Origin of the sequence: Pseudomonas sp. MYb193 (assembly GCF_002966775.1) — a bacterium.
Lineage (GTDB): Bacteria > Pseudomonadota > Gammaproteobacteria > Pseudomonadales > Pseudomonadaceae > Aquipseudomonas > Aquipseudomonas paracarnis.
In genome coordinates, this window is sequence record NZ_CP023269.1 from 1204694 (window position 1) to 1223305 (window position 18612).

Here is an 18612-nt window from a genome sequence, read left to right on the forward strand (position 1 = left end):
AATGAGTGGGTCAGAGGTAACGCAAATCCAGAACGATGGAGCCGTCGAGGGGCACTTCCTGATTCAGGGTCAGGTACTGCGAAAAGTTGATGGCGGTGTCCACTTGAAGCTGGACCCTCAACTGGCTGATGAAGTCGGGTTGACGGTCGCCCGTCGGGGCAAAGGCCATATAGGATCGCGGGTAGCCATTGGGCTCTTGCGTCCAGCTTTCGCCGCTGTTGGTGGAGGCCAGGACTTGCATGGCCTGTGAGTCCCCCACCGGGTTGCGGTACGACAACGCCACGGAGCCGAGGCGTTCGTCCGGTACATGGATGTTCCTGCCCAGCCCATAGAAGTAATCCGGTGCCAGGGAAGACTCCGCACGATTGTCGATACCCACCAGCGCAAACAACATGGGCCTGGCGCATTGCACCTGCAGTTCGAGTTGTCGGCTGGGCAGCACGGTGAATTCGTCGACAAGGAGGGTGTGTGCGGGGATCTTTCCGTGGTCGACAAAACCTTCATCCGACAGCTCGATATAGCAGGCATCCGGTGTCACACGACCGGTTACCGTAAGCTCGGCAGCGGTGCCCGCACTGGCCTTGGCCGCAGCGCACAGGGATAACAACAGCACGGTAAAGAAACGGGTGAACATAGTCATCGATTCATCACTGGCACGGGTGAACACAGCCCACGGCGAAGCCCATGCCCATCAAGGATGAGGGCATGGGGCGCCATGGGTCAGAGGTACTTCACTTCAAGGGTGGCGGAGCCGTCGATGGTTACTTCGTTGCTCAGGTCCAGGCCATCGGCGCGGTTGATAACGGTCTGCACGTTCAGGTCGACGGTCAAATCCTTAACTGCCAGGGGCTGGGTGTGGTCATCCATCGAGGCCACCGACATGTACAGGCCTACGTCCCACTCTGGCCATCTCATCCAATTCTGAAGGTCATTGGAGGAAATCGTCTGCACTACCACGCCTTCATCGGCGACCGGGTTGCTCATGCGGATGTAGTAATAACCCAGTTGCTGGGTCTCGTTGATAAAGCCCAGCCCATAATAGCCTGAGCCTGACGGGCTTGAAGTTGCACGGTTATCCACCGAGTGCAGGGCAAACTGAATCGGGGCGTCACAATTGACTGTCATTGCCAGGGTCTGTTTATCGAGAAATGTCTCCCTGTCTGTATTCAAGTCCTTGGCGGAAATCTTGCCATGGTCGACCACGCCACCACCGGACAAGCTGGGTGTGCAAGCGCTGGGCACGATCAGGCCTTTGACGGCCAGGTCCACGCTGGAGGCAGCGAAGGTGGTGGCCGAGCCGAGCAGCAATACGCCGGCGGCCAGGGTGGTCAATCGGGTTTTCATCGTAGGGACTCCTTAAAGGTAATTGACTTGTACGGTGGCGTGACCGTCGATAGGGACTTCGTCGGTCAACGTCAGGTTGTTGGCAGGTGCGATGTGGGTGATCAGGCGGATCTCGGCGTCCAGTTCCTTAATGGCAATCGGTATCACGTCGTCGCTGTGGGCGATCGCCGTCAGCAAGGTATGGCTGAGCATCACCGAAGGCATCCAGGTCACGCCGCCATCCCTTGAAGTGATGGTGCGCACGGAGACCCCGTCGGCCACGGGCATATAGAGACCCAGCCCGGCATCGCCGACTTTTTCATCGCTGGGTGTGGTGCCCAGCCCATGCCAGCTGAAGTGGCTGGCGGAGGTGCCTGAACGGTTGTCGATGGTGTTGAGGGTGAAGTACGTCGGCCCGTCGCAGCGCACACTCAACAGCATGGTTTCCCTGGGCAGATCGGTGTAGGTATCGGTGTTGAGGTCCTTGACCGACACCTTGCCGAAGTCCACAGTCCCGCCGCCGGAGATGGCCGGTGAGCAAGCGCTGGGGGTGATGCTGCCGCGCACGAGCAAGTCTGTGTTGCTGGCGGCGAATGCGGTCGGGCAGAGCAGCAAGGCACCTAGCAGGCTGGATGCAAAAACCTTCATGTCAGTGAATCTCCTTGGGCATGGGGGCAGAGGCGTTATAGGTATTTGACTTCAAGCGTGGCGGACCCGTTGATAGGAACCTCTGTGGTCAGATCCATTCCTGCTGTCGGCGCGATGATGGTTTCCACCATGAGGTCTGCCACCACCTGCTGGACCGGGGTGGGAGCCCACCTGCCGGTGATGCTGTCGCCAAACGAAGCGAGGTAGGAGGCTGGCCAGATGTCACTCGGGAAACTTTCCCGCCAGGTGAGGCCGTTATCCGAGGACTCAATCATGGAGATCGCTGCGCCATCGGCGATCGGATTGCTTAAGGTCAGGGAGAAACTGCCTAATTTTTTTCCGCTGACCAAGCCCAGGCCATAGCTGTTCCTCGGATCGTGGGCGTCACCAACGTTATCAATGCCCTTCAGGGCTAGCAGGGTTGGCGCATCGCACGTGATCCCTAGTTGCAGGTTGTGATTTTTAAGCACGGTCCACCCCTCCAGCTTCAAATCCTTTGCCGAAATTTTTCCGTGGTCGACAATCCCGCCGCTTGAAAGGCTGGGCGCACAGGCGCTGGGTGTGATCAGCCCTTTGACGGCCAGGTCCACGCTGCTGGCTGCGAATACCGATGAACTCATGGCGAGCAGCAGGGCACTGCTCAATAGGGATACAGGGCTCTTCATTTTTCTGTTTTTTCCATTGCAGGCTGGCAGATAGAGGTGCGTGCAACGCAACGCCCGCTTCGGTGTCGGCGGGTGGTTGTCGGTGCGACGGTCTCGATATTTTTTGCGGCTGCCGGGGAGTGGCAAGCCGTCCCTCTTTTGGGGTGGGGCACAATTTAGCGAGGGGCGTGCGCGGGGGAAATACAACTAATACGACATTGGCAGGGGGGATCGAATAGGGCGAGTTCGCGTTTTTTCGTAGTTGTTGTATCGGCTTTAAGCAATTCAAAAGGTTATTGGTTTTGTGTCGATAGCATTCAAAGGAATGTGGCGATCGTTGCTGCCTGAGTAGGCCTCTATGGCTATTGCGTCAGTGCCGAAGGTTGCTGCCGTATCAATAGCTACGAAGAGGTACTGATGGGTTCGCTGTCAGGTTCAACCGCAGGCGCGAGCCGCAAATCGAGATCGCCTTTTACTCCCCCGCCTCACTGGCGGCAGTTGCATGTCCTGGTGGCGGAGGATCATTCAGCCCACCGTCTATTGCTGGGTTGCTTGCTGCAAAAGCTCGGGTTGGACCATGAGCTGGTCGCCGACGGGTATCTCGGGCGAGTGGCTTATGCTCGTCGGCCCTTTGACCTGGTGATCACTGATTGCCAGATGCCCGTCATGGACGGTTACAGCATGGCCCGCGCCATTCGCCAATATGAGCACCACTTCGGGTTGAGGCGAGTGCCGATCATCGCGTTGACCGCCGACCTGCAAAACGACAGCCCCCAGCGCTGCCGCGACGCGGGCATCGATGCGTGGCTACTCAAGCCTCTGACCCTGGAACAATTACGTGCCGTACTGGCGCGATGGCTCCCGGATGCCGATCACGTGCCCATCGGTGAGGAGCCTGTTGCGCGGGTTTCGGGGTGGCCCGCCCGCGCGAGCCTGGTCGCGACGTTTGGCAGTGAACAGGTGGTCAATCAACTGTTGGAAAATCTGCTGGTCGAGGCTTGGCAAGATCACGACCTGTTAGGTCGTGCCTGTGCCGCATTGGACGCATCATTGACCGCCGAACGCCTGCATCGATTGACGGGAAGCCTGGTGTTTATAGGAGGGACGGGGCTTGAGTCCTGTGCCGTGAGGTTGATCGAGCAGGTTCAGCGCGATGGCGTGTCTGCACACCTGGCGGAACTGACACTGTTCCAGGCACGCTTGCGCGCCTATCTCGATTATCTGTCCACACTATGAAAGGTGTTTACAGAGGGTTTAAGTTATTTGGAAGTCTAGTTTTTGCTGTAGGTGGTTTCCTATTGTGTTGTAGTCCAAAAAATAGCCACTACTAAACATTGGCTTCGGCTGCAAGCGGGTCTTTGTTAGCAGTTGTTGATAATCGCTGGCAGAGGTATTTTGCGCGGATTCAAGTTGCCACCATTCGTAGGTATCTATGCTTCGAGTAATTATTGCTGACGATCACCCTATTGTCCGAGTCGGGCAGAGAGTCGTGATTGAGGCGAATGGCAAGTGCAAGGTGGTCGGCGAAGCCGACGGCCCCGATCAATTGCTCGGGGTGTTGAGTACTACGGCATGTGACGTGCTGGTCACCGATTTTGCAATGCCGGGCGGTCAGCAAGCCGATGGCTACAGCCTGTTGAGCCTGCTGCATCGTCAGTACCCGAACGTACCGGTGATCCTGGTGACGATGTTCGCCAACGTTGCTACCTTGCGTGCCGCCTTCGCCCATGGTGCCAGGGCAGTGGTCGCCAAAAGTGCCTCTGCCAAGGAGTTGCCCCTGGCGATCAAAGCCGTGTGCGCGGGCCAGACCTTCGCCAGTGAATGCCTGCGGGTGCAACTGGTGGAGGCGGGGACAGGCAATCAGTCCCATGAGCCGCAGTTGTCCGGCAAGGAGAGCGAGGTGGTGCGTATGTTGGCCAGCGGCATGACGGTCAGCCAGATCGCGGCCAAGGTCCACCGGAGTATTTCCACTATCAGCAAACAGAAAAGTACAGCGATGCAGCGGCTGAGTATCTCTACCGACGTTGAACTGTTCGCCTATGCGCGAACATCGGGAATGGTGCCTTAGAAAGTTGCAGTTTTATGACAGTGGTTTAACTAAAGGCCAAGCGCAGGATTCGTATTGGTTGTATGGGGCTGGTGCGCTAAGTGCTCTAACTTGTTGTTCACGCCTGCTGGCATTAGTTGAGGGTTGTTTAAATTCCCGGTCAAATTAGTTGAGACGAAATACCCATTGGGCGGTGTACTTGCTTGTGCCCGCTTAACCGCTGGTTAATCGACCGTAAGTGATGCGACCCTGACGGAGGTCAGTTGCAACGCGCCTGCATTGATAGCCGTCAAGGCCGCGCGGCTAGTGTCCAAGTCCGCACTGCCGACCGCTGAAAAGATCCAGATCGACGGCAGCGCTATTTTTGTCATGAATGCCCATGGTCTTCGCGGCCTGTGCGGATTATCGTGCAGGCCTGACAATAATTGCTGCGGAACCTGCCCATGAGTGCTGCCCACGATGCTCTGATCCATCGCTTCTATGAGGCCTTTCAGCGCCTTGACGCCGAGGCCATGGCCGCTTGCTACACCGACGATGTGGTCTTCAGCGACCCGGCGTTCGGCGAACTGCGCGGGCGGGATGCCGGTGATATGTGGCGCATGCTTACCACGCGGGCCAAGGATTTTTCCCTGACGTTCGACCATGTGCGCAGCGATGACAGCACCGGCAGTGCCCATTGGGTGGCGACGTATTTGTTCAGCGCCACCGGCAATACCGTGGTCAACGATATCGGTGCGCGGTTCGTGTTCCGTGACGGCAAGATCTGTGAACACCACGACCACTTCGACCTGTGGCGTTGGTCGCGCCAGGCGTTGGGCCTCAAGGGCCTGTTGCTGGGCTGGTCGCCCGCGTTGAAAAACGCGGTACGTGCCCAGGCGCTCAAAGGCTTGAAGGCATTTCAGGCCGGGCGTTGATAAGATTGGCGCTCTTCTGGTTTGCCGACTCCGACTTGTGACTGATCCCTCTGAACCCAAACCCTGGTTCGTCTACCTGGTGCGTGCCGCCAACGGCTCGCTGTACTGCGGCATCAGCAATGACCCGGTGCGCCGGTTTGCCTCGCACCAAAGCGGCAAGGGCGCACGGTTCTTTCTGTCCAGCCCCGCCGTGGCCTTGGTGTACACCGAACAATGTGCGAGCAAGGGCGAGGCGCTGCGTCAAGAGCGCTTGATCAAGAAATTGAAGAAGAGTGCCAAGGAGTGCCTGGCCGCGAGTGGCCTTGAGGGCGGCATAAACAAAAATAGTTGCGAACCCATGTGAGGTAAACCTGCGCCCCATCCGTGTAGTGCTTGAAACTGCGATCTATTCGCATTAACAGCGTTTTCAACACGGGTTCTCAGAGCATGAAGTCGACGGCGGGCGGTTGGGTAAAACAGTGGCTGGGAGCTTCGGTCTTGGCGGTGTCGGGGCTGGCGTTGCTGCCCTTGAGCGTTGCGCGTGCGCAGGAGCAGCACAGCGACCAGTTCAATTTTGCCCTGGCAGCCAAACCACTGCCCCAGGCCCTGAGCGAATTCAGCCGGGTCACCGGCATCAGCGTGATCTATACCGATGAAGCGCCCTACGGCCTCAATGCCCCGGCAGTCAGCGGGCCGATGACGGCGAGCCAGGCGCTGCAACGCCTGCTGAGCCAATCCGGCTTCACGTTCCGCCAGATCGACGCCCGCACCCTGGCGCTGGAGCCGGTGCCAACCGACGGCGCGGTCAACCTCGGCCCTACCACCATCAGCGGCGCCAGCTTCACCCAGGACAGCACCAGCTACCAACCGCCGCCGACCAGCTCGGTAATGCGCTCCCATGGGTTGCTGTTGGAAACCCCACAAACCGTCAACGTAGTGCCTGCTCAAGTGCTGCGCGACCAGCAACCGCGAAACCTGGATGACGCGCTGGGCAATATCAGCGGTATCACCCAGACAAACACCCTTGGCAGCACCCAGGATGCGGTGATGTTGCGCGGCTTTGGCGACAACCGTAACGGCTCGATCATGAAGGACGGTATGCCGATGGTGCAGGGCCGTGCCTTGAACGCGACAGCCGAGCGCGTCGAAGTGCTCAAGGGCCCGTCGTCGCTGTTGTATGGCATCCAGGACCCAGGCGGTGTAGTCAATATCGTCAGCAAAAAGCCTGAGCTGGTGCAGTCCACCTCCCTGACCGCACGCGGTTCGACCTTCGGCAGCGGCAAGAACGGCAGCGGCGGCAACCTCGACACCACCGGGCCCCTGGGTGACAGCGGCCTGGCTTATCGCCTGATCGTCGACCATGAAGACGAAGACTACTGGCGCAACTACGGCATCCACCGCGAAACCCTGGTGGCGCCGTCCCTGGCCTGGTATGGCGACACCACCCAAGTGCTGCTGGCCTATGAGCACCGCGAATTTCTCGCCCCGTTCGACCGTGGCACCGCCATCGATCCCAAGACCAACCACCCGTTGAACATCCCCGCCACCCGCCGTCTGGATGAGCCGTTCAACAACATGGAAGGCCGCTCCGATCTGTACCGCCTGACTGTCGATCATGATCTGAACGACGACTGGAAAGCCCACTTCGGCTACAGCTGGAACCGCGAAACCTACGACGCCAGCCAGGTGCGCGTGGTCAAGGTCAACACCAATGGCACCCTGACCCGCAGCATGGACGGTACCCAGGGCGCGTTGACCACCGACCGCTTTGCCACCGCCAGCCTCGAAGGCAAGGTCGATGTTGCAGGTATGCAGCACGATCTGGTGTTCGGCCTGGACGATGAGTACCGCAAGATCTACCGTGCCGACCTGATCCGCCAGGCACCGCGAGGCAGCTTCGATTACAACAACCCGGTGTACGGCAACGAAGTCGCCGGCTCCAAAGTCAGCGCGCCGGACAGCAACCAGACCGACCTGCTGCGCAGCGATTCGCTGTTCTTCCAGGATGCCATCCACCTCAACGATCAATGGATTCTGGTCGGCGGTGCGCGCTACCAGATGTACGACCAATACGCCGGCAAAGGCGTGCCGTTCACCGCCAACACCGACGGCAATGGCCAGAAGTGGGTGCCTCGGGCCGGGTTGGTGTATCGCTACAGTGACGAATTGTCGTTCTACGGCAGCTACACCGAGTCGTTCAAACCCAACTCCACCATCGCGCCACTGGCCAATAAAACCGTGTTGAATGGCAGTTTGCAGCCGGAGGAATCCAAAGCCTGGGAGCTGGGTACCAAGTTCGACCTGCCGGGGCGTATCACCGCCAGCGCAGCACTGTTCACGATCGATAAACGCAACGTGTTGGTGCAGGTAGGCGAGGGCCTGACCTCGGAGTACAGCGTGGCCGGCAAAGTGCGCTCCCGTGGTCTGGAGCTGGATGCCAGCGGCCAGCTGACGGATAAGTGGAGCCTGATCGGCAGCTATGCCTACACCGATGCCGAGGTCACCGAAGACCCCAAGCTCAAAGGCAACCGCCTGCAGAACGTGGCAAAAAGCACCGGCTCGCTGTCAGCGGTGTATGACTTCGGCAGCATCCTGGGCGGTGATCAACTGCGCGTCGGCGCCGGGGCGCGTTATGTCGGCGAGCGGGCAGGGGACGCGGCCAACAGTTTCGAGCTGCCCAGCTACACCGTGGCTGATGTGTTCGCCAGCTACGACACCAAGCTTGAGGGGCAAAAGGTCAAGTTCCAGCTCAACGTGAAAAACCTGTTCGACCGTACCTACTACACGTCCTCGGTGAATACGCAGTTTGTGTCCATGGGCGATGCGCGGCAGGTGTCGGTGTCCAGCACGCTTACCTTCTGATTCATTTATCTGTGGGAGCTGGCTTGCCTGCGATGGCATCGACTGGGTTTGCCTGATACACCGAGTTGTCTGCATAGCAGGCAAGCCAGCTCCTACAGGAAAGCGGTCGCCACATTGATAGCGAGCTGTTAGCGTTGCCGCCATTGCATGCTTATGGAAAACGCTACTGATGTACTTTGGAAAATGGCTACGCACCGGCACCCTGCTGGTCGGTTTGAGTTTTTTACTGGGCGGCTGCGCCAGCGTCTCCCAAACTTCCACTCCGGCAACCCTGGATAAACTGCTGAGCGATCCGGCGCTGCAAGGTGCTACGGTCTCGCTGATGGTACGTGACGCCCGCACGGGCTCCACGCTGTATCAGCACAACCCACGCACCCGGTTGGTGCCCGCGTCCAACCTCAAGCTGTTGACCACGGCGGCGGCCATGGATGTGCTGGGGCCGCAATATCGCTTCGCCACCCAACTGCTGAGCAACGGCATACGCCAGGGCGACCGCCTGACCGGCAACCTGTACCTGCGTGGCCTGGGCGACCCGAGCATTCAGTTTGCCGACTACCAGGCGCTGGCCGCGCAATTGGCCAGCCAGGGCGTGCGCCAGGTGCAGGGTGATCTGGTGTTCGATGACACCTGGTTTGATGCCGAGCGGCTAGGTGTCGACTGGTCCCACGATGACGAAACCACCTACTACGGCGCGCAGATTTCGGCGCTGACCGTGGCGCCCAATGCGGATTTTGATGCGGGCAGCGTGCTGGTTACGGCCAAGGCGCCATTGCTGGCCGGCTCGCCGGTGAGTGTCGATATTTTCCCGCCTACTGATTACCTGCAACTGAGCAACCGTGCCATGAGCGGACCGGGCAACAGCTATGGAATCAATCGCCGTCACGGCACCAACCTGTTGCAACTCAGCGGCGCAGTAGCGCCGGGAAAGCAGAGCCAGCAATTGGTCAGCGTCTGGGAGCCAACGCAACTGGTCGCGAATCTGTTTGAACAAGCCCTGGCGCAGCAGGGCATTACCGTACTGGGGCGTCGGGTGATGGGCGGGGCAAGCCCGGCGGCGGTAACGGTGCTGGCCGAGCACCAATCGGCGCCGTTACAGGCGTTGATCACACCGCTGCTCAAGCTTTCGAACAACAATATGTCTGAAGCCTTGCTCAAGGCCATGGGGCGCAAGACGGCCAATAGCGGCACGGCAGCAGCGGGCGCTGTGGCGGTGGCCGGGTTCCTCAAGCGCCAGGGGCTGGAAACCGCCACATTCAGTCAGGTTGACGGCTCAGGCCTGTCACGGCGCAACCTGGTGTCGTCGCAAACCCTCACCGACCTGCTGCTGGCCGCCAGCAAACAGCCGTGGTTCGACGCCTGGTACAACGCGCTGCCGATTGCCGGCAACACCGACCGCATGACCGGCGGCAGCCTGCGCTATCGCTTGCGCGACACGCAGGCGCAAAACAACCTGCACGCCAAGACCGGCTCCATGGGCGGCGTGTCGTCATTGAGTGGGTACATCACCGATGCCGGCGGGCGCAAGCTGGTGTTCTCGATGCTGACCAACAACTACGTGGTGGCCGGCTCGCAGGTCAAGGCGTTGGAGGATCGCGTGGCCGTGGCGCTGGCGCGCAGCGACGAGTGATTCAGGGCTGATAGCCCATCCGCCAACTCACGGCCCGGGTCGCCGCCAGCAAGTGCTGCGCCGCCGGGCCATCTTCATCGGCATGGAACAGCGAGGTTGGGCCGACCACGGTCATCACCGCCGCGACTTGACCGACCGCATTGAACACCGGCGCCGACAACGCATCCACGCCGGGCATCAGCAGGCCATGTACAAAGTGCAGGCCGCGGCTGCGGATTTGCTCGCACACGCTGGCATAGGCCTGATCGTCCGCCAAGGTGTGAGCGGTGCCGGCTTGAACCTCGCGTTCGCGCAGCTCCACGGTTTCCCGCGACGGCAAGTAGGCGCTGAACACCAGCCCGGTGGACGAACTGAGCAGCGGCAACACCGAGCCCAACTGCGTCACCACGGTGACGGCGCGCACTGCCGGCTCAATCTGCACCACGGTCGCGCCCTGGTTGCCCCACACCGCCAGAAAGCAGGTTTCATTCAACTCATCGCGCAGTTCGGCCAGGGGCATGGCGCCGACTTTCAACACATCCATGCTGCCCAGCGCCGCCAGCCCTACGCGCAACGCTTCGCGGCCCAGGCCGTAATGGTTGGTGGCGCTGTTCTGTTCGGCAAAACCCGAGGCGATCAGCGCCTGCAAATAGCGGTGGACCTTGCTCGCCGGCATCTGCACATGCTCGGCCAGGCGTGACAGCGAGGTGGCCGGGGACAGTTCGGCCAGGGCCTTGAGAATATCGGTGCCGACTTCCGCCGAGCGGACTTTCTGTTTACCGGTGTCGCGAGGCTTTTCCATGGAAGGGCGAGAATCCGAGAGATGAATGGGCGTCTTTATAGCTTGACGGTCGACAGTGATCAAATTACGTTATGCGTAACTGGATTACGATAAAAACAAATTCTGTACAGAGGAAGATCCATGGACCTCGAATACCTGTCGGGTTTCGGCAACGAATTCGCCAGCGAAGCCTTGCCTGGCGCGCTGCCGGTCGGCCAGAACTCGCCGCAAAAAGCCCCCTACGGGCTCTACACCGAACTGTTTTCCGGCACCGCCTTCACCATGGCGCGTAGCGAAGCCCGGCGCACCTGGCTGTACCGCATCCAGCCGTCCGCCAATCACCCGGCGTTCGTCAAACTTGCGCGGCAATTGGCCGGTGGCCCGCTGGGGGCGGTGACGCCCAACCGCCTGCGCTGGAACCCGCTGGATATTCCGAGTGAACCCACGGACTTTATCGATGGACTGGTCGGCATGGTTGCCAACTCGGGGTCGGAAAAACCTTCGGGCATCAGCATTTATAACTACCGCGCCAATCGTTCCATGGAGCGCGTGTTCTTCAACGCCGACGGCGAGTTGCTGATCGTGCCGGAGCAGGGGCGCTTGCGCATCGCCACCGAACTGGGCGTGCTGGATGTCGAGCCGCTGGAAATCGTCGTGCTGCCCCGTGGCCTCAAGTTCCGTGTCGAACTGCTGGACGCGCAAGCCCGCGGCTACGTCGCTGAAAACCATGGCGCCCCGCTGCGCCTGCCTGACCTGGGGCCGATTGGCAGCAACGGCCTGGCTAACCCGCGCGATTTCCTCACGCCGGTCGCCCGTTACGAAGACCTCAAGCAACCGACCACGCTGGTACAGAAATTCCTCGGCGAACTATGGGCCTGCGAGCTGGATCACTCACCGCTCAACGTGGTCGCCTGGCACGGCAACAATGTGCCGTACAAATACGACCTGCGTCGCTTCAACACCATTGGCACGGTGAGTTTCGATCATCCCGACCCGTCGATCTTCACCGTGCTGACCTCGCCCACCAGCGTGCACGGCCTGGCCAACCTCGACTTCGTGATCTTCCCGCCGCGCTGGATGGTGGCCGAGAACACCTTCCGGCCGCCGTGGTTCCATCGCAACCTCATGAACGAATACATGGGCCTGATCCAGGGCGCCTACGATGCCAAGGCCGAAGGCTTCCTGCCGGGCGGCGCCTCGCTGCACAGTTGTATGAGCGCCCACGGCCCGGATGGCGAAACTTGCACCAAGGCCATCAATGCGGACCTGGCGCCGCACAAGATCGATAACACCATGGCCTTCATGTTCGAGACCAGCCAAGTGCTGCGTCCGACCCAGTTCGCCCTGGAGTGCCCCCAACTGCAACCTGCTTACGACGCGTGCTGGGCCGCGCTGCCCGCCACCTTCAGCCCGAACCGGAGATAACCCATGACTCAACCAACGCAGACCCGCAGCTGGGTGGCCTCGGCCAACGGTCACGCGGATTTCCCCCTGCAAAACCTGCCTCTGGGCGTGTTCAGTATCAACGGCTCGGCCCCGCGCAGTGGCGTGGCGATTGGCGACATGATCCTCGACCTGCACGCCGCGCTGGATGAGTTTGACGGTGACGCCCGGCGCGCCGTCGAAGCCACTGCGGGCGGGCAGTTGAACGCGTTTTTCGAACTGGGCCGTGGGCCTCGCGTTGCCCTGCGCCAGCGCCTGCTGGAACTGCTGGCCGAAGGCAGCAAGCTGCAAACCCGCGAGGCGCAAGTGCTGCACCGTGCCGCCGATTGCCAGATGCACCTGCCGGCCAAAATCAATGACTACACCGACTTCTATGTCGGCATCGAGCACGCGCAGAACGTCGGCAAATTGTTCCGCCCCGATAACCCACTGTTGCCCAACTACAAGTACGTGCCGATTGGTTACCACGGCCGCGCCTCGACCATTCGTCCCTCGGGTACAGAGGTGCGACGCCCTAAGGGCCAGACCTTGCCAGCCGGGCAGTCCGAGCCGACCTTTGGCCCATGCGCGCGCCTGGACTATGAGTTGGAGCTGGGCATCTGGATCGGCCAGGGCAATGCCATGGGCGATGCGATTGCCATTGGTGATGCCGCCGAGCATATCGCCGGTTTCTGCCTGCTCAACGACTGGTCGGCGCGGGATATCCAAGCCTGGGAGTACCAGCCGCTGGGGCCGTTCTTGTCGAAAAGCTTTATCACCAGCATCTCGCCGTGGGTGGTGACTGCCGAAGCCTTGGAGCCTTTCCGCAAAGCCCAGCCGCCGCGCCCTGAAGGTGATCCGCAACCGCTGCCTTACCTGTTGGATAAGCGTGATCAGAACGCGGGCGCCTTTGATATCGAACTGCAAGTGCTGCTCACCACGGCCTCGATGCGTGAGCAAAACCTGCCCGCCCATCGCCTGACCCTGAGCAACACCGAGCATATGTACTGGACCGTGGCGCAAATGGTGGCGCACCACAGCGTCAATGGCTGCCAGTTGCAGGCGGGTGACCTGTTTGGTTCGGGCACGTTGTCTGGCCCGCAGCCGGGGCAGTTCGGCAGCCTGTTGGAAATTACCGAAGGCGGCAAGAAGCCGATTGAATTGGCCTCCGGCGAGGTACGTAAGTTCCTTGAAGACGGCGACGAAATCATTCTGCGTGCCCGTTGCAGCCGCGAGGGCTTTGCCTCCATCGGCTTCGGCGAATGCCGCGGTACCGTGGTCGCGGCGCGCTGAGAGGGCAGGGCCATGGAACTCTATACTTACTACCGTTCTACCGCGTCGTATCGAGTACGTATTGCCCTGGCCCTCAAAGGCCTGGATTTCACCGCGCTGCCGGTCAACCTGCTGGTGCCGGCAGGCGGCGCCAACCGCCAGCCTGAATACCTGGCGATCAACCCCCAAGGGCGGGTGCCGGCACTGCGTACTGATGAAGGGGCGTTGCTGATCCAGTCACAGGCGATCATTGAGTACCTGGAGGAGCGTTATCCCCAGGTGCCGTTGCTCTCCAAAGACCTGGTAGCCCGCGCTCATGAGCGGGCGGTGGCGTCGATCATCGCCTGTGATATCCACCCGTTGCATAACTCCAGCACCCAGAACTTGCTGCGCAAGTGGGGGCACGATGAGGCGCAATTGCTGGAGTGGATCGGACACTGGATCAGCCAGGGCCTGGGCGCTGTGGAGCAGTTGATTGGCGACACAGGGTTTTGCTTTGGTGAGCAGCCGGGCTTGGCCGATGCGTTTCTGATCCCGCAGTTGTATGCGGCCGAGCGCTTCAAGGTGCCCTTGGCGGCATACCCACGCATTGGGCGGGTGGCGGCATTGGCGGCCCAACATCCAGCCTTCGTGCAGGCCCACCCCGCCAATCAACCTGACACCCCCTAGGACCCCTGTGGGAGGGGGGAAGCCCCAATGCCGTTCAGTTAAGCGAGCGCAATGCTCACAGCCATGAAGATCAAATGTGGGAGCCGGCTTGCCTGCGAAAGCGTTAGTGCAGTGGCAGATGCGGTGACTGACACACCGCCTTCGCGGGCAAGCCCGCTCCCACAGGAGATTCGCGCTTAACGGACTGGCATTGGGGTAAACCCCTGCCACATTTGATCGCGCCAACCTAATAAAAAATAAAGGTACCTTGCGATGCACAATCAGATTGCCAGCTTTCGTGCGGCACTCGACGCCCGTCCGGTGTCGCGCTACCAATGGTTGATTCTCCTGCTGCTGGCACTGCTACTGGTCACCGATGGCTATGACGCCCAGGTGCTGGGCTATGTAGTGCCGGCACTGGCCCAGGATTGGGGCCTGGAAAAAGCCGCGTTCGGCCCCGTGTTCAGCGCCAACCTGCTGGGCCTCACCCTGGGCTCGCTGCTGGTGACACCGCTGGCGGATCGGTTTGGCGTGCGACGTATTCTGTTGGCGTGCGTGCTGATCTACGCCAGCCTCACGGTACTGATGGTGTTCGCCAATTCTCTGACCACGTTGATGGCGGCGCGGTTTATCTGCGGCATTGGCATGGGCGGCGCGATGCCCAGTGCCATGGCATTGATGTCTGAATATTCGCCGCCGCGGATGCGCACCTTGATGGTGACCCTGGCGGCCTGCGGCTTCTCGTTCGGCGGCGCGGCAGGCGGCTTTGTGGCGGCCGGGTTTATCGATGGTTTTGGTTGGCAGGCGGTGTTCCTGGCGGGTGGTGTGACGCCGCTGCTGCTGTTCCCGTTCCTGGTGTGGCTGTTGCCCGAATCCTTGCCACGCCTGTTGCGCGATGCGCCGCCGTATCTGCGTTTGCGCAAAGTCACGGTGCGGATGCTGCCCGATTGGCAACCGCCACCGGCGACCGAAGCTGAAAACTTGCAGGAGCAAGGCAGCAAACTGACGGTGGTGGAGCTGTTTCGCAACGGCTATGCGCGCCCGACGCTGCTGATCTGGGCGACTTTCTTTGTCAGCCTGATCCTGCTGTATTTCATGATCAGTTGGTTGCCGTCGCTATTGCTCGAAAGCGGCCTGGCGTTGAACGAAGCCAACCTGGTCACCTCCATGTTCCTGTTCGCCGGCACCTTGGGCGCCATCCTCATGGCCTGGTTTGCCGACCGTCTGAAAAGCAAAGTGCGGTTACTGTCCGGCGTGCTGGCGGCGGCAGCGCTGTGCACCATCCTGCTGGGCTTGAACCACGACAACCCACGCTACCTGGTGGCTTGCGTGTTTGCAGCAGGGTTCTGCATCATCGGCGGGCAACTGACCCTCAATGCCTTCGCGAGTAACTTTTACCCGGCGCAGGTGCGCGCCACCGGCACGGGGTGGGCGTTGGGTGTGGGGCGGTTCGGGTCAATTCTGGGGCCGCTGTTTGGCAGCCTGTTGTTGGCGATGCATATACCGGTCGAGCAGATTTTCTTCTTTTGCGCGATTCCGGCGGTGATTGCGGCGCTGCTGATTATTCAAGTGCGGGCGCCTACAGGGGGCTCAGTGCATCACTGAGTTGGGCGGCAGGTGCCCTAGCCGCTCGGTCAGGCGCAGGCGCTGGATCGGGTCGTCGCTGAGCAGCAGGGCGTGTTCCAGGTCGAAGCGTTCGGCGCTGGGGCAGTCCAGGCGTTGATACAGGCTGGCCCGCGCCAGGTAGTCGGAGGCGCTGGCGTTGCCCAGTTCCAGTACGCGCTCGGCGTCCACCAGGGCGGCCAGTGGCTCGTCGTTGGCAAGGTAGAGTTGGCGCAGGTTGCGCGACAGCCGTTGCAGGATGGCCCGTGGCTCGGCGGTCAGCAGGTGATCGGCCTGCAATTTCAGCTTCGCCCCGTACTGGCGCGCCAGCAACTCGCGACAGTCGTTGGGGTACAGGCGCCGGCCGCCGCAAGGGTCCAACAGGTGATCGGCTCCCGGTACCCGCAGCAGGAAATGCCCGGGGAAGTTCACGCCGACCAGGGGGATATCCAGGCGCCGTGCCATCTCCAGTGCGATCAGGCCCATGGCCAAGGGTTGCCCGCGTTTGCGTTGCAGCACTTTGTCCAGCAGCGCGGCGGCGGGGCGCAACGGCGTGTGGTCATCCTGGGCAAACCCCAGGTCATTCATGCGCCGCAGCAGCGGCTGGCCGAGTTCATCCGCCGGTAGCAGGGGCATGCCCAGGCTGACCTGTTGTTGTAGCGCGCCAAGGTCGTGCAGGATCAACGCCGGCTGCAGGCTGGCGTCATGCTCGGCAGCAATCCACAGCGCGGCCTCAAACAGCGCGGGGGGTGAACGGTCCAGGCAGGCGAAAAAGGCGGTGCGGGGATTCATCGAGTTCTCCGGCGTATGCCTCCGTTTTAGCCTTGCTACGAATTTTCGTCCAGCATCTTGAGAGATAATCCCACGCGCTTATGTCGTAGATCCCACGAAAACGCGCGGCTTATTCCCGCGCAATCCAACAGTTTTCTGCCGCAAGCCTATACTTGGCCCACTACCAGAAGTGATTCGGGAGCCCATTGATGTTTGCGCTCATGCACAGCACCCGCCTTGAATCGCTGCACCTGAGCGTTGATCCGGTGACCGGCTTGAAGGCGATCATCGCCATCCACAACAGTCGCCTGGGCCCAGCGTTGGGTGGCTGTCGTTACCTGGCTTACCCTAACGACGAAACCGCCGTGGCCGATGCCGCGCGCCTGGCGCAAGGCATGAGCTACAAAGCCGCGCTGGCCGGGCTGTCGGTGGGCGGCGGCACGGCGGTGATCATCCGCCCCGTGCACGTGGAAAGCCGTGCGGCGCTGTTCGAGGCGTTTGGCCGTTGTGTGGAAAAACTCGACGGCCGCTTCATCACCTCGATCGACAGCGGTACCTCGGTCGCCGACATGGACTGCATCGCCCAGAACACCCGCTTTGTCACCAGCACCACCGCCGCCGGCGACCCTGCGCCCCATGCCGCCATGGGGGTGTTCGCCGGTATCCGCACCACCGCCATGGCGCGCCTGGGCAGCGACAACCTCGAAGGCCTGCGCGTGGCGGTGCAGGGCCTTGGCAACGTCGGTTATGCCCTGGCCGAACAACTACACGCCGCCGGTGCTGAGCTGCTGGTCAGCGACATCGACCACGGCAAGGTGCAACTGGCCATGGAGCAACTGGGTGCCCACCCGATTGCCAACGACGCCTTGCTCAGCACGCCCTGCGACATCCTCGCACCGTGCGGCGTCGGCGCCGTATTCAACCGTAACAGCGTCGGCCAGTTGCGTTGCGCCGCCGTGGCGGGTTCGGCCAGCGCACAACTGACCAACCTGGACATCGCCGACCAATTGGAAGGCCGCGGCATCCTCTACGCACCGGACTATGTGATCAACTCTGGCGGGCTGATCTACGTCGCCCTCAAACACGCCGGCACCGACCTGCCAGGCATCACCGCGCATCTGTCGAACATCGGCAGCCGCCTGACCGAAATCTTCGCCCACGCCCAAGCCGAAAAACGCTCCCCCGCACGGGTGGCCGATGAGCTGGCCGAACGCCTGCTGTACAAATAGGCCAGGCATTAAAAAGGCCCTGAATCCATGATTCAGGGCCTATTCAATTCGGGCTTTACTCCGCCGTCGGGTTCAACAACTCGGACAGCGCGTCCGGTTGGCTCTTGAACGCCTTGGCAAATACATCGCGGTTCTTCGCCATGTAGATCCCGGCCTCCTCCACCTGCTGCTCGCTCAACGACGGCACGGCTTTTTGCAACACCTCTGCCAGCAACTCAGCGAGTTCAAGCATCTTGTCATGACGGTCAGCTTCGGCTTTATCCATGAACAAACGCTCCAGATCTCGGCTGCTGCGGTATACCACTTCGACGGCCATTCACCACCTCACATGCCTTCACGATAGTTGTCTTTTGCGACTACTGTATTTATATACAGCGAAAAGGATAAGCCAAACGTCGGGGTTTGGATAGTAGGTTTTTAATGTAGTTGGGAAATGGGGGTTTGCTACAGCGCAAACGCTCACTCTGGTAAGGGCTCGGATTTCTGTGCCTCATGCCACCGAGCCATCATCTCATGGCAGTGCTGGCCTTTTTTCTGCATGCAGAACAACCGTCACGTCCACCCCGCATTATCCGGTCGATCCGACCTAAGGAAGCATCATCGTGAAAATCAATTGGGCCGAAAGGCTGCGTCAGCAAGTACACGGGCTGGCCGAGTCGCTGGGTAATCTGTTTGTCGAGTCGTTCCATTACCTGGCGCTGTTCGCCATTGGTGCGGTGACCGCCTGGGCGGCGGTGATGGAATTCCTGGGGATGCTGGAGAACGGGCACATCAAGATCGATGACATCTTGCTGTTGTTCATCTACCTGGAATTGGGCGCCATGGTCGGGATTTACTTCAAGACGAAGGTATACGTTACTAACA

Annotated in this window: 18 protein-coding genes and 1 pseudogene; 12 read left to right on the plus strand and 7 right to left on the minus strand. The window is 60.7% G+C overall.

Annotation, left to right across the window (positions count from 1 at the left end; translation table 11 throughout):
* Window positions 1-10: 10 nt before the first annotated feature.
* The 4 genes from CLM72_RS05505 to CLM72_RS05520 all read right to left on the minus strand — a co-directional run bounded on the left by CLM72_RS05505 (window position 11) and on the right by CLM72_RS05520 (window position 2762).
* Complete coding sequence (locus CLM72_RS05505; RefSeq protein WP_105229084.1) at window positions 11-640, minus strand: DUF1120 domain-containing protein; 630 nt, start codon at window positions 638-640, stop codon at window positions 11-13.
* 80 nt (window positions 641-720) lie between these two features.
* Window positions 721-1344: a DUF1120 domain-containing protein gene (locus CLM72_RS05510; protein WP_105225843.1), complete on the minus strand. Its 624-nt coding sequence runs from the start codon at window positions 1342-1344 to the stop codon at window positions 721-723.
* A gap of 12 nt (window positions 1345-1356) precedes the next feature.
* On the minus strand, window positions 1357-1971 hold the full coding sequence (locus CLM72_RS05515; RefSeq protein WP_105225844.1) for a DUF1120 domain-containing protein: 615 nt from the start codon (window positions 1969-1971) through the stop codon (window positions 1357-1359).
* A gap of 35 nt (window positions 1972-2006) precedes the next feature.
* Window positions 2007-2762 (minus strand): DUF1120 domain-containing protein, encoded by a 756-nt coding sequence (locus CLM72_RS05520; RefSeq protein ID WP_308706293.1) that lies wholly within the window; start codon window positions 2760-2762, stop codon window positions 2007-2009.
* A gap of 270 nt (window positions 2763-3032) precedes the next feature.
* On the opposite strand from CLM72_RS05520, the gene CLM72_RS05525 reads away from it, so the two are divergent.
* The 6 genes from CLM72_RS05525 (at window position 3033) to dacB (ending at window position 10044) form a co-directional block, all read left to right on the plus strand.
* Window positions 3033-3851 (plus strand): response regulator, encoded by an 819-nt coding sequence (locus tag CLM72_RS05525; protein ID WP_105225846.1) that lies wholly within the window; start codon window positions 3033-3035, stop codon window positions 3849-3851.
* Between the two features lie 196 nt (window positions 3852-4047).
* Complete coding sequence (locus tag CLM72_RS05530) at window positions 4048-4683, plus strand: response regulator transcription factor (RefSeq protein ID WP_105225847.1); 636 nt, start codon at window positions 4048-4050, stop codon at window positions 4681-4683.
* A gap of 422 nt (window positions 4684-5105) precedes the next feature.
* On the plus strand, window positions 5106-5576 hold the full coding sequence (locus CLM72_RS05535) for a nuclear transport factor 2 family protein (RefSeq protein ID WP_054897730.1): 471 nt from the start codon (window positions 5106-5108) through the stop codon (window positions 5574-5576).
* A 37-nt stretch (window positions 5577-5613) separates the two neighbouring features.
* Window positions 5614-5919 carry a GIY-YIG nuclease family protein gene (locus CLM72_RS05540; protein WP_105225848.1) on the plus strand — a complete coding sequence of 102 codons (306 nt, stop codon included), beginning with the start codon at window positions 5614-5616 and terminating at the stop codon, window positions 5917-5919.
* Between the two features lie 83 nt (window positions 5920-6002).
* A complete protein-coding gene (locus CLM72_RS05545; protein ID WP_105225849.1) occupies window positions 6003-8417 on the plus strand; it encodes a TonB-dependent receptor in 2415 nt (804 codons plus the stop codon).
* 169 nt (window positions 8418-8586) lie between these two features.
* Entirely contained in the window at window positions 8587-10044 is a 1458-nt protein-coding gene (gene dacB, locus CLM72_RS05550; RefSeq protein WP_105225850.1) for a D-alanyl-D-alanine carboxypeptidase/D-alanyl-D-alanine-endopeptidase, read from the plus strand.
* Between the two features lies 1 nt (window position 10045).
* On the opposite strand, the gene CLM72_RS05555 is transcribed toward dacB, so the two are convergent.
* Window positions 10046-10825 carry an IclR family transcriptional regulator gene (locus CLM72_RS05555; RefSeq protein WP_054897733.1) on the minus strand — a complete coding sequence of 260 codons (780 nt, stop codon included), beginning with the start codon at window positions 10823-10825 and terminating at the stop codon, window positions 10046-10048.
* A 120-nt stretch (window positions 10826-10945) separates the two neighbouring features.
* Between CLM72_RS05555 and hmgA the strand changes: the two genes are divergently transcribed.
* The 4 genes from hmgA (at window position 10946) to CLM72_RS05575 (ending at window position 15751) form a co-directional block, all read left to right on the plus strand.
* Window positions 10946-12229 (plus strand): homogentisate 1,2-dioxygenase, encoded by a 1284-nt coding sequence (gene hmgA, locus CLM72_RS05560; protein WP_105225851.1) that lies wholly within the window; start codon window positions 10946-10948, stop codon window positions 12227-12229.
* Window positions 12230-12232: 3 nt separating this feature from the next.
* Window positions 12233-13519: a fumarylacetoacetase gene (gene fahA / locus CLM72_RS05565; RefSeq protein WP_054921080.1), complete on the plus strand. Its 1287-nt coding sequence runs from the start codon at window positions 12233-12235 to the stop codon at window positions 13517-13519.
* Between the two features lie 12 nt (window positions 13520-13531).
* The gene (gene maiA / locus CLM72_RS05570) at window positions 13532-14167 is read left to right on the plus strand and encodes a maleylacetoacetate isomerase (RefSeq protein ID WP_019817646.1); all 636 of its coding nucleotides are present in this window, start codon (window positions 13532-13534) and stop codon (window positions 14165-14167) included.
* Between the two features lie 252 nt (window positions 14168-14419).
* Window positions 14420-15751, plus strand: a complete 1332-nt coding sequence (locus CLM72_RS05575; RefSeq protein ID WP_105225852.1) for an aromatic acid/H+ symport family MFS transporter — start codon at window positions 14420-14422, stop codon at window positions 15749-15751.
* Here the strand turns inward: CLM72_RS05575 and CLM72_RS05580 are convergent.
* On the minus strand, window positions 15737-16540 hold the full coding sequence (locus CLM72_RS05580) for a SirB1 family protein (protein WP_105225853.1): 804 nt from the start codon (window positions 16538-16540) through the stop codon (window positions 15737-15739). The two genes, CLM72_RS05575 and CLM72_RS05580, sit on opposite strands and share 15 nt — an antisense overlap.
* 188 nt (window positions 16541-16728) lie before the next feature.
* On the opposite strand from CLM72_RS05580, the gene CLM72_RS05585 reads away from it, so the two are divergent.
* On the plus strand, window positions 16729-17748 hold the full coding sequence (locus CLM72_RS05585; RefSeq protein WP_054897738.1) for a Glu/Leu/Phe/Val dehydrogenase dimerization domain-containing protein: 1020 nt from the start codon (window positions 16729-16731) through the stop codon (window positions 17746-17748).
* Between the two features lie 55 nt (window positions 17749-17803).
* Here the strand turns inward: CLM72_RS05585 and CLM72_RS05590 are convergent, their stop codons facing one another.
* Window positions 17804-18064 carry a YebG family protein gene (locus CLM72_RS05590; RefSeq protein WP_016974596.1) on the minus strand — a complete coding sequence of 87 codons (261 nt, stop codon included), beginning with the start codon at window positions 18062-18064 and terminating at the stop codon, window positions 17804-17806.
* 286 nt (window positions 18065-18350) lie between these two features.
* On the opposite strand from CLM72_RS05590, the pseudogene CLM72_RS05595 reads away from it, so the two are divergent.
* Window positions 18351-18593: pseudogene (locus CLM72_RS05595) on the plus strand (phosphate-starvation-inducible PsiE family protein); the annotation flags it as partial.
* Window positions 18594-18612 lie beyond the last annotated feature (19 nt).

Excerpts from the sequence above, each read along its gene's own strand:
- maiA (WP_019817646.1), top strand. The coding sequence starts at position 13,532 with ATGGAACTCTATACTTACTACCGTTCTACCGCGTCGTATCGAGTACGT.
- CLM72_RS05580 (WP_105225853.1), bottom strand. The coding sequence starts at position 16,540 with ATGAATCCCCGCACCGCCTTTTTCGCCTGCCTGGACCGTTCACCCCCC.
- hmgA (WP_105225851.1), top strand. The coding sequence starts at position 10,946 with ATGGACCTCGAATACCTGTCGGGTTTCGGCAACGAATTCGCCAGCGAA.
- CLM72_RS05590 (WP_016974596.1), bottom strand. The coding sequence starts at position 18,064 with ATGGCCGTCGAAGTGGTATACCGCAGCAGCCGAGATCTGGAGCGTTTG.
- dacB (WP_105225850.1), top strand. The coding sequence starts at position 8,587 with ATGTACTTTGGAAAATGGCTACGCACCGGCACCCTGCTGGTCGGTTTG.
- fahA (WP_054921080.1), top strand. The coding sequence starts at position 12,233 with ATGACTCAACCAACGCAGACCCGCAGCTGGGTGGCCTCGGCCAACGGT.
- CLM72_RS05535 (WP_054897730.1), top strand. The coding sequence starts at position 5,106 with ATGAGTGCTGCCCACGATGCTCTGATCCATCGCTTCTATGAGGCCTTT.
- CLM72_RS05525 (WP_105225846.1), top strand. The coding sequence starts at position 3,033 with ATGGGTTCGCTGTCAGGTTCAACCGCAGGCGCGAGCCGCAAATCGAGA.
- CLM72_RS05575 (WP_105225852.1), top strand. The coding sequence starts at position 14,420 with ATGCACAATCAGATTGCCAGCTTTCGTGCGGCACTCGACGCCCGTCCG.
- CLM72_RS05505 (WP_105229084.1), bottom strand. The coding sequence starts at position 640 with ATGACTATGTTCACCCGTTTCTTTACCGTGCTGTTGTTATCCCTGTGC.
- CLM72_RS05510 (WP_105225843.1), bottom strand. The coding sequence starts at position 1,344 with ATGAAAACCCGATTGACCACCCTGGCCGCCGGCGTATTGCTGCTCGGC.
- CLM72_RS05585 (WP_054897738.1), top strand. The coding sequence starts at position 16,729 with ATGTTTGCGCTCATGCACAGCACCCGCCTTGAATCGCTGCACCTGAGC.
- CLM72_RS05530 (WP_105225847.1), top strand. The coding sequence starts at position 4,048 with ATGCTTCGAGTAATTATTGCTGACGATCACCCTATTGTCCGAGTCGGG.
- CLM72_RS05555 (WP_054897733.1), bottom strand. The coding sequence starts at position 10,825 with ATGGAAAAGCCTCGCGACACCGGTAAACAGAAAGTCCGCTCGGCGGAA.
- CLM72_RS05545 (WP_105225849.1), top strand. The coding sequence starts at position 6,003 with ATGAAGTCGACGGCGGGCGGTTGGGTAAAACAGTGGCTGGGAGCTTCG.
- CLM72_RS05515 (WP_105225844.1), bottom strand. The coding sequence starts at position 1,971 with ATGAAGGTTTTTGCATCCAGCCTGCTAGGTGCCTTGCTGCTCTGCCCG.